General features: G+C 43.7%; 11 protein-coding genes. 3 read left to right on the top strand and 8 right to left on the bottom strand.

The window, feature by feature from the left end:
• Positions 1 to 62 precede the first annotated feature (62 nt).
• Together K7R11_RS04920 and K7R11_RS04915 are read left to right on the top strand one after the other, a co-directional pair.
• Complete coding sequence (locus K7R11_RS04920; RefSeq protein ID WP_224489106.1) at positions 63 to 1,391, top strand: glycoside hydrolase family 2 TIM barrel-domain containing protein; 1,329 nt, start codon at positions 63 to 65, stop codon at positions 1,389 to 1,391.
• Complete coding sequence (locus tag K7R11_RS04915) at positions 1,378 to 5,220, top strand: glycosyltransferase family 2 protein (protein ID WP_224489105.1); 3,843 nt, start codon at positions 1,378 to 1,380, stop codon at positions 5,218 to 5,220. The genes K7R11_RS04920 and K7R11_RS04915 overlap by 14 nt, the downstream gene beginning before the upstream one ends.
• Here the strand turns inward: K7R11_RS04915 and K7R11_RS04910 are convergent.
• Together K7R11_RS04910 and K7R11_RS04905 are read right to left on the bottom strand one after the other, a co-directional pair.
• The gene (locus tag K7R11_RS04910; RefSeq protein ID WP_224489102.1) at positions 5,174 to 6,163 is read right to left on the bottom strand and encodes a hypothetical protein; all 990 of its coding nucleotides are present in this window, start codon (positions 6,161 to 6,163) and stop codon (positions 5,174 to 5,176) included. The two genes, K7R11_RS04915 and K7R11_RS04910, sit on opposite strands and share 47 nt — an antisense overlap.
• Positions 6,160 to 7,614 carry an MBOAT family O-acyltransferase gene (locus tag K7R11_RS04905; protein ID WP_224489101.1) on the bottom strand — a complete coding sequence of 485 codons (1,455 nt, stop codon included), beginning with the start codon at positions 7,612 to 7,614 and terminating at the stop codon, positions 6,160 to 6,162. Before K7R11_RS04905 ends, K7R11_RS04910 begins: the two co-directional genes overlap by 4 nt.
• Before the next feature lie 140 nt (positions 7,615 to 7,754).
• Between K7R11_RS04905 and K7R11_RS04900 the strand changes: the two genes are divergently transcribed.
• Positions 7,755 to 9,251: a BCCT family transporter gene (locus K7R11_RS04900; protein ID WP_224489099.1), complete on the top strand. Its 1,497-nt coding sequence runs from the start codon at positions 7,755 to 7,757 to the stop codon at positions 9,249 to 9,251.
• Here the strand turns inward: K7R11_RS04900 and K7R11_RS04895 are convergent.
• The 6 genes from K7R11_RS04895 to K7R11_RS04870 all read right to left on the bottom strand — a co-directional run bounded on the left by K7R11_RS04895 (position 9,243) and on the right by K7R11_RS04870 (position 15,298).
• Positions 9,243 to 10,706, bottom strand: coding sequence for a M14 family zinc carboxypeptidase (locus K7R11_RS04895; protein WP_224489097.1), 1,464 nt, complete (start codon positions 10,704 to 10,706; stop codon positions 9,243 to 9,245). The genes K7R11_RS04900 and K7R11_RS04895 overlap by 9 nt on opposite strands.
• Positions 10,707 to 10,709: 3 nt before the next feature.
• On the bottom strand, positions 10,710 to 11,375 hold the full coding sequence (locus K7R11_RS04890; protein WP_224489095.1) for an N-acetylmuramoyl-L-alanine amidase: 666 nt from the start codon (positions 11,373 to 11,375) through the stop codon (positions 10,710 to 10,712).
• Positions 11,376 to 11,551: 176 nt separating this feature from the next.
• On the bottom strand, positions 11,552 to 11,959 hold the full coding sequence (locus K7R11_RS04885) for an RrF2 family transcriptional regulator (RefSeq protein WP_224489094.1): 408 nt from the start codon (positions 11,957 to 11,959) through the stop codon (positions 11,552 to 11,554).
• Between the two features lie 96 nt (positions 11,960 to 12,055).
• Positions 12,056 to 12,994: a citrulline utilization hydrolase CtlX gene (ctlX, locus tag K7R11_RS04880; RefSeq protein WP_224489092.1), complete on the bottom strand. Its 939-nt coding sequence runs from the start codon at positions 12,992 to 12,994 to the stop codon at positions 12,056 to 12,058.
• 18 nt (positions 12,995 to 13,012) lie between these two features.
• Complete coding sequence (locus K7R11_RS04875) at positions 13,013 to 13,927, bottom strand: dimethylarginine dimethylaminohydrolase family protein (protein WP_224489090.1); 915 nt, start codon at positions 13,925 to 13,927, stop codon at positions 13,013 to 13,015.
• A gap of 87 nt (positions 13,928 to 14,014) precedes the next feature.
• Complete coding sequence (locus tag K7R11_RS04870) at positions 14,015 to 15,298, bottom strand: citrate synthase (RefSeq protein ID WP_224489088.1); 1,284 nt, start codon at positions 15,296 to 15,298, stop codon at positions 14,015 to 14,017.
• Positions 15,299 to 15,447 lie beyond the last annotated feature (149 nt).

The following is a 15,447-nucleotide window of genomic DNA, read 5'->3' as shown; positions in this document are numbered from 1 at the left end:
ATAGGCCGAAAGAATTTTATTTTCTATACATTTAGATTTCTCTGAATCAACAGATTATACCTATGCGGAGATATTGGATCTACATCTTTGGCATCATTATTTTGATCATTGCGACACTCTTTCTGGGCAGGAAAAGATTCGTTGAGAGTAGTGGGAAGGTACGCGTTGTTCAAAATGATCATGGATTTCACCTGATGAAAGGAGATGAACCCTTTTTCATAAAAGGGGCATCAGGATCGGTGGAATACCTCGATCGACTTAAAGCTATAGGCGGTAATACCATCAGGTTCTATGACACCCTGAACCTGAAACAAAAACTGGACTCTGCGCACAAATACGGGCTTTCGGTGATCGTGGATATTCCCATTCCGGCATACAGTAACAAATACAATCCATACGAGACAGAATTTCAACAACAGCGCTATAAGAACCTGGTGGAGAATTTTGTGATGCACTACAAAGATCACCCTGCTTTATTAATGTGGGTTCTTGGAAATGAGATCAATTTCCCTATCTTCAGTTCAGGAGAAGGGTTTGCCGGATACTTCAATGAATTGGTTCTATTGATAAAAGAAAGAGATCCCGATCATCCCGTGACTACGGCCCTTAGGCAATCCGGCCGCCACCTTATTCTCAGTCTTTGGTACAGAACCGATCTCGATCTTATTGCAATTAACTCCTTCGGTGGTGTTAAAGAACTCGAGAAAGATCTGAATCAGATTAAATGGCTTTGGGACGGGCCCTATCTGATAAGCGAATGGAATGATGAAGGACCTTGGAATGAGTTCACGACCAAATGGGGAGCCCCAATAGAGCCCACCTCCACAAAAAAAGCGGAACGGCTAAAAGATGTCTATGCCGATCACATAGAACCGTTAAATGACCGATGCCTGGGCAGTCTCATATTTTATTGGGGAAATAAGCATGAAAGAACGCATACCTGGTTCAGCATGTTCCTCGAAAACGGGGACCGAACCCCTTCGTATTATGCGGTCAACCAGATCTTTCAGAACAAGAATGCCCAGCAATACCAGGGGCCGGTTCTTGACTTTTTGATGGTCAACCGATACGGTCCTCAGGAAAGCATGTTATTGACTTCCGGACAGGAAAATACTGCTGACATCTTCTTTGATGCCCCCGATTGCAACACCATTACCATTGAGTGGGAAATCCTTCCGGAGGTTTGGAATTACTCCCACCACGTATCCGAACAAAAACCCCCTTCCCTCAATCACCTTATCCTGGAAACCCGGGATAATATGGTCCGGTTTCGAACACCTGAAACTGAAGGACCCTACAGAATTTTCACCTATGTAAAAGACCGCAAGGGAAATGTAGCCACGGCCAACTTTCCCTTCTATGTAATTAGTCAGGCCAATGTCCAGAATTAAACAGGCAAAACAACCTACAAGGAAAGAACGCAATATTCTCCGAATCATCATTGTTTTAGGAGTTATAAGTTTGTTGAATTTCTTCTACTGGTTTTTCTCCCCTGAATATATCGGCAACCCTTTCCTGTATGGGCTGTTAACCATATCTGTAGGCTATATCTCCCTGCGCCTGATTTATGAATGGTACCACTACTGGAATATTACCGTACCTGCGAATAAGGAAAGTGAACGCTTATATACGGTTGATTTCCTGACCACCTATTTCCCCGGGGAACCCTATGACATGATCGAGAACACCCTGTTAGCGATCAAAAATGTGGATTATCCGCATACGACCATTTTATGTGATGAGGCGAACGACCCTCATCTCATTGCATTTTGCAAAAAACACGGCATTAAACACATCAGTCGTGACAACCGCAAGGATGCCAAAGCCGGAAACATCAACAATGCCCTGAGAAATATTGCCACGGGAGAGATCTGTGTAATTCTCGATCCGGATCATGTGCCCGAACCGGAATTTCTGGATGCCATAATTCCATATTTTGAAGATGAGGAAATCGGGTATGTTCAAATCGTACAGGCCTACAAGAATTTTGATGAATCTTATGTTGCCAAAGGTGCAGCCCAGCAAACCTTTCAGTTCTATGGTCCCATGATGATGTGCATGAACAGCTATGGCACGGTAAACGCCATCGGGGCCAACTGCACCTTCAGAAGGGCCGCACTGGACTCTATCGGGGGACATGCGCCAGGCCTGGCAGAAGACATGCATACCGCCATGTTATTACATGCCAAAGGCTGGAAATCCATTTATGTTCCTAAGGTACTCGCCAGAGGTCTGGTCCCCTCTTCCATGACTGCATATTACAAACAACAGTTAAAATGGGCCCGTGGTACCCTGGAACTTTTAGTTGCTGTTTACCCGAAGATTTTTAGAACGCTTTCCTGGCGGCAACGTATTCACTATGCCACCATCCCGCTGCATTATCTTATAGGGTTCATATTTTTGATCAATTTCCTGATCCCTATTATTTCCCTTGTTACCGCCTCTAATCCCTGGGGAGGGAACATCCTGTTTTTCGGGCTAATTACCATACCTCTTATTGCATCTATCCTGGTTATCAGAAGTTTTGTACAACGCTGGGTCATGGAGGAGTCGGAACGCGGATTCCATATGGTTGGAGGACTATTGCTCATCAGCACCTGGTGGATCTTTTGCCTGGGAGCCGTCTACACGCTTATCCGAAAAAAGGTACCCTACCTCCCTACCCCAAAAACGGGAGAGGACAAAACCAGCTGGAAACTTATGGCACCCAATATTGTCATCGCACTGGCTTCTTTGGCAGCCATTGTATATGGACTGAATAGAAATTTTACCCCCTTCAGTATTTTTATGTCGGGTTTTGCATTACTGAATTTTATCTTCATGTTATTCAGTCTCTACCTGGCAAGACATAAATATGTTAATATAGAAGGGATTTCCAACAAATCCACACGAGCCTATTACTCTGCAAAGCTTTGGCTCAAACAAAGATTATGGAATTTTCGACATAACCTGTACAGGGGTATAAGACAGGTTGCACTGCCTCTTGTAGTATTTAGTTTTGTAGCGTCTTCTGCCCTGGTTACCATAGACCGGTATAAAAAATGGGAAGGCGTAAAGTCCTTTCCGGAGCTTCCGGTTCTTCCGAATAAACTACTGGGGGTCTATGCCCCGGGGAATATAAACGGAGTAAGCAATTATAAGAAAGCACACGAAACCGAACTTGCCCTCAGTACAAAATTTGATCTGATATCCCATTATATACCATGGGGAAATCAGGGGCAGCAAAATGCCTTTGACGCTGCTTTTCAACAAGCCAAAGCACAACACCATACTCCGTTTATCACCTGGGAACCCTGGGCAAGCACCTTCGATGTTTCAGGTAAAGTACCTGAACTGAAAGAGGAAAAGAAAGTCTTCAAATTTATCCTGGAAGGAACCTTTGACAATTACTTGAGAGACATTGCCTATACCGTCAAGGAATACAACAACACTGTTTATATCAGATTCGCACACGAGTTCGACAACCCACAATATCCGTGGTCTTCAATCGGAGATAATACAGCAGAAGAATTTAAGGGGGCCTGGAAGTACGTGGTGCAATTTTTCAGAGATCAAAATGTAAAAAATGTAAAGTGGGTATGGAATCCCTGGAAGGCAGACCAACTGGCCAGCTATTACCCCGGGGATCCCTATGTTGATTTCATCGGGGTTACAGCCCTTAATTACGAAAAGTTATCCTCCAGCGGGCGTTCTTATAGTTTTGATGACCTCTACACCCCGATTAAAGATGCCTTAAGAGCCGCTGGGATTGATAAACCGGTAATCCTTTCAGAGTTTGGCAGCCTGAATTTTGAAGATGCACAGGAGGCATGGATTTTAGATGCCCTGGACAGTATTTATCTTAATTATCCGGAAATTACGGGTGTGCTGTTTTTCAACAGTTCCATCGATGAGAATATCCCGGTTAAAACCAGGGAGGTCACTCAGCTGGATTGGAGCCTGAACGAAACCCGAACTCTGAAAGACAAACTATGGGAGCTTGAACTGGAAAATCCACCGGATTCCCTGCAATATCTCGGAAATCTTGAATTTCCAAACCAGATAGACAATACCAAAAGGCTTAAACTACCCGATCAGATCCAGGGCATTAGCTATAAAAAGGGACAGAATTGGTTTAAGAACTACCAGGTCATGGACATCAACACGGTAGAGCATGATTTTGCGCTTATAAAGCAATTGGGAATGAATACAGTGAAATACTATGGCAGTCGTGTGTACAACCCTAATATGCTGAAGGCTGCCAAAAAAGAACAACTTAATATCGTATATGGTTTATGGATGCCTGAATCTCTTGGACACTCGAGGGAAGATGCCATGGAGGTTGAAGAAAAAATATTGAACACCGTAGAACACCTGAAAGGGGAAGAAGAAATTATCGCCTGGAACCTGGGCAATGATATCATAACCCGGATCAATCAATACAATAAGGAAGCAAATGCAAGGCAAAAAATATTTGAGCATGTGGCCTGGCTGAAAGATTTATTGCAAAAAATAAAATCGATTGATCCCGACAGACCTGTAATCCTGGATCTCGATCTCAACCGGTATTCTTCTAAGAACGCTATTCTCCTACTAACAGAAATTCCGGATCTGGATGCCCTCTCCGTAAAGGTAGGCAACTATCCGTATAATCATGACTTTTTTCAATTTAGTGAATTGGCCAATTTACCGGTAATTATAGGAGATATCACCACCGAAAACCTCGTGGCCGAATCAAACATTCCTAATCACTATTTCCTGAGAAACTGGCAGGATCAGCACGAGAGCAACCTGGTCAGTTTTGACGGATTACTGGATCATCAGGGGAGGAAGAAACAGAACTATGCCGCCTACCTAAGTTTCACACAGAAAAAACCTCATATTGACCTGGATGCCAAGGTAAATATCCTGAGGCCATCTACCCCTTTGAAGGAAAACAGGAAGTACGATTATTACGCGCTTATTAAACCTGACAAAAACACAGACTGGAGATATGCAACGAACAGGGAAACGGAAGATCTTGAATGGACCCTGGTTAAGTGTGATCCGTTCGGCACCCCCCTGGCATTTAAGAACCTGGGCAAGGGATTGATGAAAACTGTTGAGATCCCGGAGCAGTATGAGAATTACTTCCTGGTGTTGAAATACATCCCTGAAGATATTGTGTATTCCACAAAGATGTCACTGAACCTTCCTAATCAAGATACTCCACCACTGCTCTTTGCTCAATTTGGTCTCTGATTGCACGGGCCACATCCCTGCTAAAGGCTTTAGCGCTCTCCGAATGGAGATGTGAGCCGTCATAAGTTTCGAAATCTTCGCTCCGGTTCCTGTAGTTCAGGTATGTAATGTGCTTTAACCTGGCAATGGAATCCATTTCCCGGTCAAACGAAGGCCAAACACCATCCTCCAGGGCAAGTACCCCACGGTGCATGGGTATCCGAACCAAAAAGACCCTGCCTTTATGTTGTAAACTGTCAATGGTCCTGGAAAACCACTCCAGCCTGTAATCAGAAACATGTTCCGGGATCACCGCAGCCAGTTTTGTGTAGCCTGTAACAGTTTCCTCTTGCCAAAAGTCAATGTCTGCCTGCGATATGGTGTAACCCGGAGCGTATAAACGAAATTCTTCCCAACCATTATCGTGAAATACGGTGCTTATCCTGTGCTCTTGAGGAAAGATCCCTTTGTAAAGGGAACGCCCGAAACACTTTCGCACAAATTCGAGGTTAGGATCACTGTTATAATCAGACATCTTTCCCAACATGGTCTTCGAATCGAATTCGAAAATATCTTCCGGGGTTACCAGTCGGTTTGAAGCCGAAAAACTACCGGGAGAAACCCCCATGATAAAAATTCCCCCCGAAGTGTTTTCCGGTATTTTCTTAAGAATCGCCCCCAGATATACCTCGCCGTATGGCGATTGTGACTTTTCAAAAGCGAAATTCTGAAATGGCCTTTCATAATTGGCTCCCTCTAATACACTGTCTAAGGTTGCAGGATCAAAAGCATAATGCGCCCTTGACAGGCCTAAAACCAGGCTGGGCGTTTGATGCGTAAATTTGGAATAGTCATCTGCCACAAAGGTCCGGGTAAGATTCCAGGAAAAGAACAGGTAGGTTCCAACCAGTCCAAGGGCAAGTATCGCAATCTTAAAGACGAATATGGCTAGCTCCCTTCTCAAAACTGAAAATATATAAAGTTGTTTTGCCTGTTTACACTAAAAAGGACAATAACCAGGATAAACGCCAGATAAAACCCCCACCGAAAAACAGGCGATCGTCCTATTAATAATTCCGGAATCCTGTCATTCCCTTTGTAATAATGTATAACCTGAACAAGCAGAACTAAAATAAAACTCAGGACAAGTTCTGTACTGTCATAGGTTACATTGATGAATGTTGAATTCACACTGAACATATTCCTGATATAAAGGAGGGCATGAAAAATATTGGGTGACCTGAAAAAAATCAGGGAAGTGGTAATACTAAGGAAAATCGTAAGCCAGGTAACGAATCTTAAAACAGGATTCGCAAGGGAGATACCCATCCTTTTCAAAATGCCATGGCGCAGCGGTTGGGTTCCGACCTCAATAACCAGTAATAATCCGCACAGAAGCCCCCAAACCACAAAGGTCCAGTTGGCCCCGTGCCACAGCCCATTACAAAAGAAAACGATGAGAACTGCCAGGATCTTATTCATCCCGAACTTACTTAACAGCGGCTTGTACAGGTAATCCTTTAACCACAGCATTAAAGAAATATGCCATCGCCTCCAAAAATCTCTTACACTGGTAAAAAATAAGGGCCGGTTAAAATTCTGCATAAGGTCATAGCCAAGAACCTTGGCAGCCCCTATAGCAATGGTACAATAGGCCGAGAAATCAAAGTAGATCTGGAAGGCAAAGAAGAGGCTTCCTATGAATAAGGGCAACCCTTTATGAGCAGAAGGATCCAGGAACACCGTATCCACATAAACCCCTAAACGGTCGGCCACTACCAGCTTTAGAAAAAAGCCCCATGCCATCATTACAATTCCCCATTTTATGCGATCCAGATCAACTGAGATCCTTTTCTCAAACTGAGGAAGCAACCGGTTCGCCCGTTCAATAGGCCCTGCCACCAATTGAGGAAAAAAGGCCACATACAAGGCGTAACGGCCAAAATGACGAACAGGTTCTATCTCTCTTCGGTAAACGTCAATTGAATAGCTCAGAGTCTGGAAGGTATAGAAACTTATCCCTACCGGAAGCAGGATCTTGTTGAAAACATAATTCTCCTCCCGGGAACCTCCTCCCAACCAATCAATCCCGAAAAATTCCATGATGGCCTGGGAGCTGCTCGTAAAAAATACCAGGTACTTAAAAAAGAACAACATGCCCAGATTCCCCAGGATGCTCATCCAGAGATAGCGCTTGCGGACGGCAGGAGCTTTTTTACGATGCATCTGTAATCCGCAGAAGTAATCAAGACAGGTGGAAGCAAATAACAAAAGAATAAGCGCAGGCTCCATGGCCATGTAGAAATAATAGCTGGCTAACAATAACCAGAACCAGCGGTACCTATGCGGTAACACATAGAAAATGACAACCACAATAGGGAAGAAAAACAGAAATTCAAATGAATTGAATAACATACGAATCCGTTTGTAAGGCACTCTAATGTAGCTCTTTAAAGGATTAATTGTATTTTAAAATAGTTTAAACGTAGAAATGATTGATTAAATACGGAATTCTAAACGAATACTTATATGGTAATTATATAACTTATACCCCTATGATCAAGGTAGAATTCCTACAAAAGAATCGATTGCTTTTTCTCTCTACCCTTATTATCGGGGTGACTTCCCTGCTCATTTTCTTGTTTACGGAAACCGCATACCTGGTTATTTCCGAAACTTCCATCCTTGTGCGCAATATTTTTGGTCGCTACTACCTGTATCTTGGCTTAGGATGCGTTTTGTTTCTCCTGGTTATTGCCATCTTACCATTTGGCAGGAAACGCCTGGGGAAAACCGGTACACCTCCGGAGTTTTCCACACTTTCATGGCTGGCCATGCTCTACAGTGCAGGTATGGGAGCAGGCATATTACTAAGAGCTGTACAGGAGCCTGTATATATGTACCATCACCTGCCTCTGAACACCGGTATTTCCCGAAATGAGATGGCCCTGGAATACACCTTCTACCAATGGGGACTTACCCCCTGGGCCTTTTATGGCCTATTTGCCCTGATCCTTGGATACACCATGTCTCCGCAGAAACCGATGCTACTGATGAGCCGCACCCTGACCAGGGCAAAAACCTTGACCTGGCCGCTACGAGCCCTGGACCTTATGGTGGTGTTAACCACGGTTGCAGGAATTATTGGCGCTGTCTCCCTGGGCACCACCCAGATCATGGGAGGTATAAATTTCCTTCTTGATTCCGCTTTTGATTTTAAACTTAATGCCAGCATCCTTATCCTCATTTTTACCCTTGCCTTTATCTCTGCATGGCAGGGACTCAATAAGGGTATAAAATGGGTCTCCAATATTAATATTGCACTGACTACGATGCTCCTGTTGTTTACGGTTGCCCAGGGAGAAATCATGAACATTTTGACGGCCCTGGCAATGTCCGTTTATCATTATATTTTCGATTTTATTCCCTTAAGTCTTGCCAGCGGGATCTTCGACCCCGGAAAAGAATTCCTCACTAACTGGACCTACTATTACTGGGCATTCTGGCTCTCCTGGGCTCCCTTCACCGGGATATTTATAGCCCGGATATCCATAGGGAGAACGATACGTCAATTTATACTGGGAGTTTTAGTGATCCCCTCCCTGGCCAGTTTTACCTGGTTTACCGTTTTTGGGAGCGCAGCTTTCGATATCATAAAAGCATCAGGAGCTTACAAAGGCCAGTTTTCTGATGAATTCAGCTCTATCTTTGAGTTCTTTTCCTATCTCCCTTTTGCTTCCTGGATTAACCCCTTGATTCTTGTTTTACTGGTAGGTTTTCTGGTTACCTCGGTAGATTCTGCCATTTACGTGCTGAGTATGTTTTCGGATAAAGGCAAAATTCACCCCAACAAAAAACACCGCCTGATATGGGCGGTGTTATTAGGTCTTTCAGGGGTAGCTCTACTATTTCTGAGCACCATTCGGGAGAAAACAGACGTTCTGAACATCCTTCAGATCCTGCTGATCACTACCTCTCTACCCTTTGCCCTTCTCATACCGGTGATCGTTTTCCAATTTCTGAAAAGAATAAGCAAAACGAAATCAACGTAAGATCAGAGCATTTTGGCTCACTCCCTTCCGGAGGTCTTTCATGGAAAACAAGGCTCCGTTGATGACATAATAGCTGGGATTCCCGGCATCATCCGATATGAAAAATGAGGGGTTATTGCCAATTCTTATTTCAGGATCAATTTCATAGGTTTCCCCGATGATGTGCACAGGAGCATCCAGATGACTTAAATCGTCAGGAATCGCTTTGACACGAATATACCCATACCCTCCCTGAACCAGGGAAATAAGGTCCAGTTCCATGGCCTGATCCAGGTTCTCGAAAACTTTTGGATATACCTTCGCCGGAACATAATGCAGGCCATGAACATCCACGCTCTTATACCCGTAAAAAGTGGAAAGGTCGCCCAGGTCTCCTATCCCTGTAGCTAAATAAAAATCACTGTGGTCTTCATTATCCCGCTCGTATTGATAGAATCCTACATCCAGAAGGTAGTCACTTCCCAGCAGGTTATAGGTTAATCCTTCCAGTTTCAGGTCAAATAACTTTCTGTCGTTATTTGGGATCTCAAAATAGCGATCCTTATCAACCGTTTCGTAAGTACGTTCTGCAATAGCTTTTAAGGCCGTCATCACCGACACAAAATTCAGTTTTCTGATCTCCTGCTTTTCCCGGTCGGCATAATTTCCTCCGGACTCGATCAGGATCGTACTCGTACCCCACTTCTGAATGTTATCTCCAAAAGCCCGGGGCTCAAAATCATCATTATAGCGCCCCACCTGTCCGGGCACGAATTGCTGTAATACCTCATTCATCAGGACGATGATCTTCATCGCATTGCCTCTGACCAAATTTATATCTTTTTCATAGTTATAGGCTGGCGCCAGAAAGGAAACCGTTGCCGGCTTCTCCGTGCGGTTGGCATTATAATACCTGCTTTGATCATGCAGGTTAAACCCGAAATCTGCATCAAGACTATCTCTCACTCGCTTTAAGGTTCTAGATTCCGGAGACTGCAACCGGAGTGCATCCCTGTTGATATCAATTCCCAAACGGTTTCTTCGGGTAAAGTTTTCGGCCCCATCCGGATTTAGCATGGGAAGGAAATGAATTCTCAGGTTCTTCAACATGGTTTCCTTCTCTGTGGGATAGGTGTCAGACTGGAAAAAATTGAGGATATCAAATACGGCCATCGTTGCTGTGGATTCGTCTCCATGCATCTGAGACCATAGAAACACATCGGTATCTCCCTCCCCTAATGACAGGAGATAGAGGTCACGGCCTTCGATGGAGGTTCCCACCTTATTTACTTCAATTGAAGGATCCTCTTTTACCGAATCAATAAGTCCCTTAATATCCTGGTGTTTTATACGGCGCTTATCCAGCTGCTCCTCCCGGAATTTCGCGTAATCATTATAGAGCGCTGAGGTAAAATCCTGTGCCATCAATACCGGCACACTAAACAGGGTAAATGCAATACATGTAAAAAGTCTCATAGCTTATCTTTTAGGCAGGGTTTCAAATTTCTCGGGGGCAAATGCACCTCTTACCTGGTTCATAAATTCATCTCCGGGATCTGTCTTCTCTGTCCGGTATCCTTCATCTTTCTCCAGCCACAAGGGATGACCCTCGAAAAGCTGGTATTCATGATGACCGATAACATAGGAAATGTCATATTTTCCGGCGAGATATTTCACTAAGGCAATATTCGCTTTCAGCTGTTCTTCCGTAAGTGGGGTATCAGGGGTTCCTCCAACATTCTCGATTCCGATTGCACAATGATTCAGCCCGATCACATGCCTGGCCATTAAGGTTTCGGGCATAAGTCTGTAAATGGTACCATCCTGGTCGATCAGGAAATGGGAAGACACATTTAACGCCCCCGCTCCTGCAATTTCAGGTCGCCAGTTGGGAAGCTTTGAATTCACAAAAGCCTCATAAGATTTTTCAAAAGTAGGTATTGCGGTCCAGTGAATAACAACCATCTTTGGATCTATATCCGGATGATCCTTTTCCAGACCGTAGTGGGATTCCAGATATTCTCTGGAAAGCTCTAAACGCTCTGCATCAAAGGTTATGGGTTTGTCAACAATTTTCGGACCACAGGATACAGCTGCTAAAAGTACCAATCCTGTAAGGGCACCGTAAAAGTTTCTTTTCATCATGCGAAGTTGGTTTCTAGGTTTTCGATGTATAAATATAATTGTATACCCAGGTAAAACCCACAGAATTATGCTCGGTTTACACCGATAAAATATAAGCTGTTGATAATTAAATTATTACAGGCTGATAAATTTGATGAATCCCTAAAGCAATAAAACAGAAGTCCAGAAAAAAGAGCCTAGCAAAGATCTGCCAGGGTTTGTTCTTCCAGGACCTTTAGCGTGCTGTCTCTGACCTCAATCATGAGGCGACTAAGAGAACACGACTCCTCATCGGTACAGTCGTCACATTTTTCATAGAAATTCAGACTTACACAAGGCAATAGGGCTATAGGTCCTTCGAGATCCCTGATCAGTTCTGCGATGGTGATATTTTCCGGTGCCTTAAGAAGGTAGTACCCCCCTCCCTTTCCTTTCTTTGAACCTAAGAAGCCGCTATTTTTCAATTGCAGCAAGATAATTTCTAAAAATTTTCTGGAGATGTTTTCTTCCTCAGCGATATCGGCAATAAGTACTGGCGTTTCGCTATTCTTTCGGGCGATATTGGTGAGCGCCTTCAGGCCGTATTTGGTTTTTTTGGAAAGCATAGTAGTAGGTATAAGGACAGGCAAGATACTAAAAACAGAGGTCAAAAATATGACCTCTGTCAGTTTACCTACTGTCTCCCATCAATTTATGGGTTTTTATTTCTTAGGAAGAAAAACCTCTGCCATCATACACCGGGCACTACCACCCCCACAGGTCTCGATGGTATCCAGGGGACTGGAGAGAATTTCAGAATATTTTTCGATCTGCTGAATCTGGGCAGGAGTCAGGGCCTTATGCGCAGCTCCACTCATGACCAGATATTTCTTTTCATTGTCACCCAACACCTGTAGCATATTCCCTGCGAATTGATGCATTTGGGCTTCAGAAATTTCAATGATCTCTTTTCCATCATTGGTAAGATGCGTTACAACGTTCTTGCGTTCCTTTTTATCATCTATGGTATCCAGACAGATCACAGCGAACTTGTCGGCCACACACATCATGACATTGGTATGATAAATGAGCATACGCTCTTCCTTTACGGTCTGGTAGGCATAGAAAATAACCGGAGTGTACTCGAAATCCTCACAGAATTCGATAAACAGGTCTTCATCAGCCCTTGGCGATAATGCACAGTATGCTTTCCTGTTTTCCCGGTCCAACACGATACTCCCTGTACCCTCAAGAAAAACATTTTCCTCTTCTGCTGCAGTATAATCCATGACATTTCTGATCACCAACCCTTCAGCTTCCAAACGCTCCAGAACATCATCTCTCCGCTCCAGTCTTCTGTTCTCAGCAAACATGGGATAAACCCCTATCTGACCATCCTCATGAAAAGAAATCCAGTTATTTGGAAAAATAGAATCCGGAGTATCGGGCTCCATCGTGTCTTCCACAACTATCACATGAACCCCTGCAGCCTTCAGTTTCCCGACAAATGTGTCAAATTCTTCCTGGGCCTTCTTATTTACAGTTGCCTGCAGTTCGTTAATATTCTCCTGGAAATAATTATTAACCGCTGTTTGTTCATTCATCCGGAAGTTTACCGGACGAATCATTAAAATGGTATCTGTAGCCTGTTTATTTTTCATAATATGCATTTCGTAAAATCAATCTCGTATCAACGGCATGGTTGAACACCTTAATAATCCCTCCTGTTTTGCAATTTCAGCATAAGGAATTTCCTCAACGGTAAACCCCTTTGCCCTCAACCATTCATTCAATCGGGTGAAATTTCGTTCTGTAACTACTACATCCGGAGCAATTGAAAATACATTACTGAACATATGGTACATTTCTTCCGCACTGATATGAAAGAGGTTATCTTCTCCAAATAGATCCACCAGGTACTTGTAGTCGTCCTCTGACCTGAAGCCCTCCTTATGAATAATCCCCATTTGCTTACCTACGGGTTGAAAACAACAGTCAAGATGCAATGCATTTTTCTGGGCCTCCGTATTCGACTTTACCAGGTCGAATTCCTTTACGATCTTATGAGGGAAGTGCTGCTTAATAAAATCCACCCCCTGCATATTGGTTCTTGCAGTAATGAATTTGGAATAATCATCTCCCTTATAGGTACCTATAAAGATATGATCTCCCCAAAGCATAACGTCTCCGCCTTCAATATGGACATCCTCTGGCGGGGTCAGCACCTTTTTTGGATCGATCTGATCGATAACGTATTGAATCGCTTCCAGCTCGCTTTCCCTGTCTGGTAAAATGTTTGATTTTACCAGGACATCGTCAATCACCATGGCGATATCCCTGGAAAAGATCTGGTTACAATTTTCAATTAATTCCGGACGGTAGACTTTTACATCATACTTTTCAAGAACGGCATTAAAGGCCTCCATTTCCTTTACCATATCCTCTTCCAAAGGATAGGTTCCGGCCTTGATATGCTCAAGCGATTTTGGGTCATATGCCTCCTCTACAGCAGGGGTTGGCCCGTTACTTCTGGCTGTACCCAACACTACTGCCCTGAGCCTGGAGGTTTCATCCTTAACATTGAGTTTTAGCATAACTGCAAATTTTAGGCTAATATAAAAAAGCGGTGCAGAATGATACTATCAAACCCACCGCTTTCTTTATCTGTATGTGTTTATTTCTTAACGTTGCTCCAACGGCTTGAAAGCCCTGTGAGTTTCACCTACATAGACCTGCCTTGGTCTTCCGATAGGCTCTTTTTTCAGGCGCATTTCTCTCCATTGCGCGATCCATCCGGGCAGACGTCCTAGGGCAAACATTACGGTAAACATTGGGGTTGGAATTCCCAACGCACGATAGATGATACCGGAATAGAAATCAACGTTTGGATATAATTTTCTGTCTACAAAATAAGAATCTTCCAGGGCCTGCTTTTCCAGTCCTTTAGCTATCCCCAGAACAGGATCTTCCACCCCAAGGTTCCCCAGTACTTCATCTGCAGCCTTTTTAATGATTCTGGCTCTGGGATCGAAATTCTTGTAAACCCGGTGCCCGAACCCCATTAAACGGAACGGATCATCCTTATCCTTGGCCTTCTCCATATATTTGGCAGTATCTCCACCATCAGCCTTGATCGCCTCCAGCATTTCAATCACCGCCTGGTTGGCACCTCCGTGAAGCGGACCCCAAAGGGCAGATACTCCTGCAGAGATCGATGCGAACAACCCGGCATGAGATGAGCCTACGATACGTACGGTAGAGGTTGAACAGTTTTGTTCGTGATCGGCGTGAAGGATCAATAACTTATCCAAGGCGTTTACTACTGTTGGATTCAGTTTGTATTGCTCATTTGGCTTTTTAAACATCATATAGAGCATGTTCTCCACATAGCCCAGGCTAGAATCTCCGTAGTCATAAGGCTTAGAGTTCATCTTTCTCAGGGTCCAGGCAGCCAGAACCGGAAATTTCCCCATGATCCTTACAATGGCATTGTACATTTCTTCTTCTGAATTAATATCAACAGAAGAGGGGTTAAAAGCGGTAAGGGCACTGGTCAAAGAAGAGAGTACGCCCATTGGGTGAGCCGATCTCGGGAAGCTGTCTACGATCTTCTTAACATCTTCATCTACCTCAGAATTAGCCTTAATATCGGCATAGAACTTGTCCAGCTGGGTCTTATTAGGTAATTCTCCAAAAATAAGCAGATATGCCACTTCCAGAAAACTTGCATTCTCAGCCAGATCCTCAATAGCATAACCTCGGTAACGGAGAATTCCCTTTTCTCCATCCAGGTAAGTAACAGCACTCTCACAAGAACCGGTATTTTTAAAACTGGGATCGATGGTAATCATCCCGGTGGCGGCTCTTAAAGACTTAATATCAATAGCTAACTCATTTTCTGTACCTTCGATTACAGGAAATTCAAATTTTTTCCCGTTATATTCTAACGTAGCTTTATCTGACATATTCTAAATCGGATTTTTAGTGATTTTTAAAGTGTTGCGAAAATACGAAATAAACTGTTAAAATTCGGTTAATCCCAACGGTTTTTCCCTTGAAATCAGGACCAAATTACACAATTCGAATTCGAAGCAATTTACAGGGAAATCCAACT

The organism is Robertkochia flava, assembly GCF_020166515.1.
GTDB lineage: Bacteria > Bacteroidota > Bacteroidia > Flavobacteriales > Flavobacteriaceae > Robertkochia > Robertkochia flava.
Note: the sequence above shows the minus strand (reverse complement) of the source record. Positions and strands in the feature narration are given on the sequence as shown.

Coding starts and splice junctions, on each gene's coding strand:
- K7R11_RS04870 (WP_224489088.1), bottom strand. CDS start 15,298: ATGTCAGATAAAGCTACGTTAGAATATAACGGGAAAAAATTTGAATTT.
- ctlX (WP_224489092.1), bottom strand. CDS start 12,994: ATGAAAAATAAACAGGCTACAGATACCATTTTAATGATTCGTCCGGTA.
- K7R11_RS04875 (WP_224489090.1), bottom strand. CDS start 13,927: ATGCTAAAACTCAATGTTAAGGATGAAACCTCCAGGCTCAGGGCAGTA.
- K7R11_RS04885 (WP_224489094.1), bottom strand. CDS start 11,959: ATGCTTTCCAAAAAAACCAAATACGGCCTGAAGGCGCTCACCAATATC.
- K7R11_RS04895 (WP_224489097.1), bottom strand. CDS start 10,706: ATGAGACTTTTTACATGTATTGCATTTACCCTGTTTAGTGTGCCGGTA.
- K7R11_RS04905 (WP_224489101.1), bottom strand. CDS start 7,614: ATGTTATTCAATTCATTTGAATTTCTGTTTTTCTTCCCTATTGTGGTT.
- K7R11_RS04915 (WP_224489105.1), top strand. CDS start 1,378: ATGTCCAGAATTAAACAGGCAAAACAACCTACAAGGAAAGAACGCAAT.
- K7R11_RS04900 (WP_224489099.1), top strand. CDS start 7,755: ATGATCAAGGTAGAATTCCTACAAAAGAATCGATTGCTTTTTCTCTCT.
- K7R11_RS04890 (WP_224489095.1), bottom strand. CDS start 11,375: ATGATGAAAAGAAACTTTTACGGTGCCCTTACAGGATTGGTACTTTTA.
- K7R11_RS04920 (WP_224489106.1), top strand. CDS start 63: ATGCGGAGATATTGGATCTACATCTTTGGCATCATTATTTTGATCATT.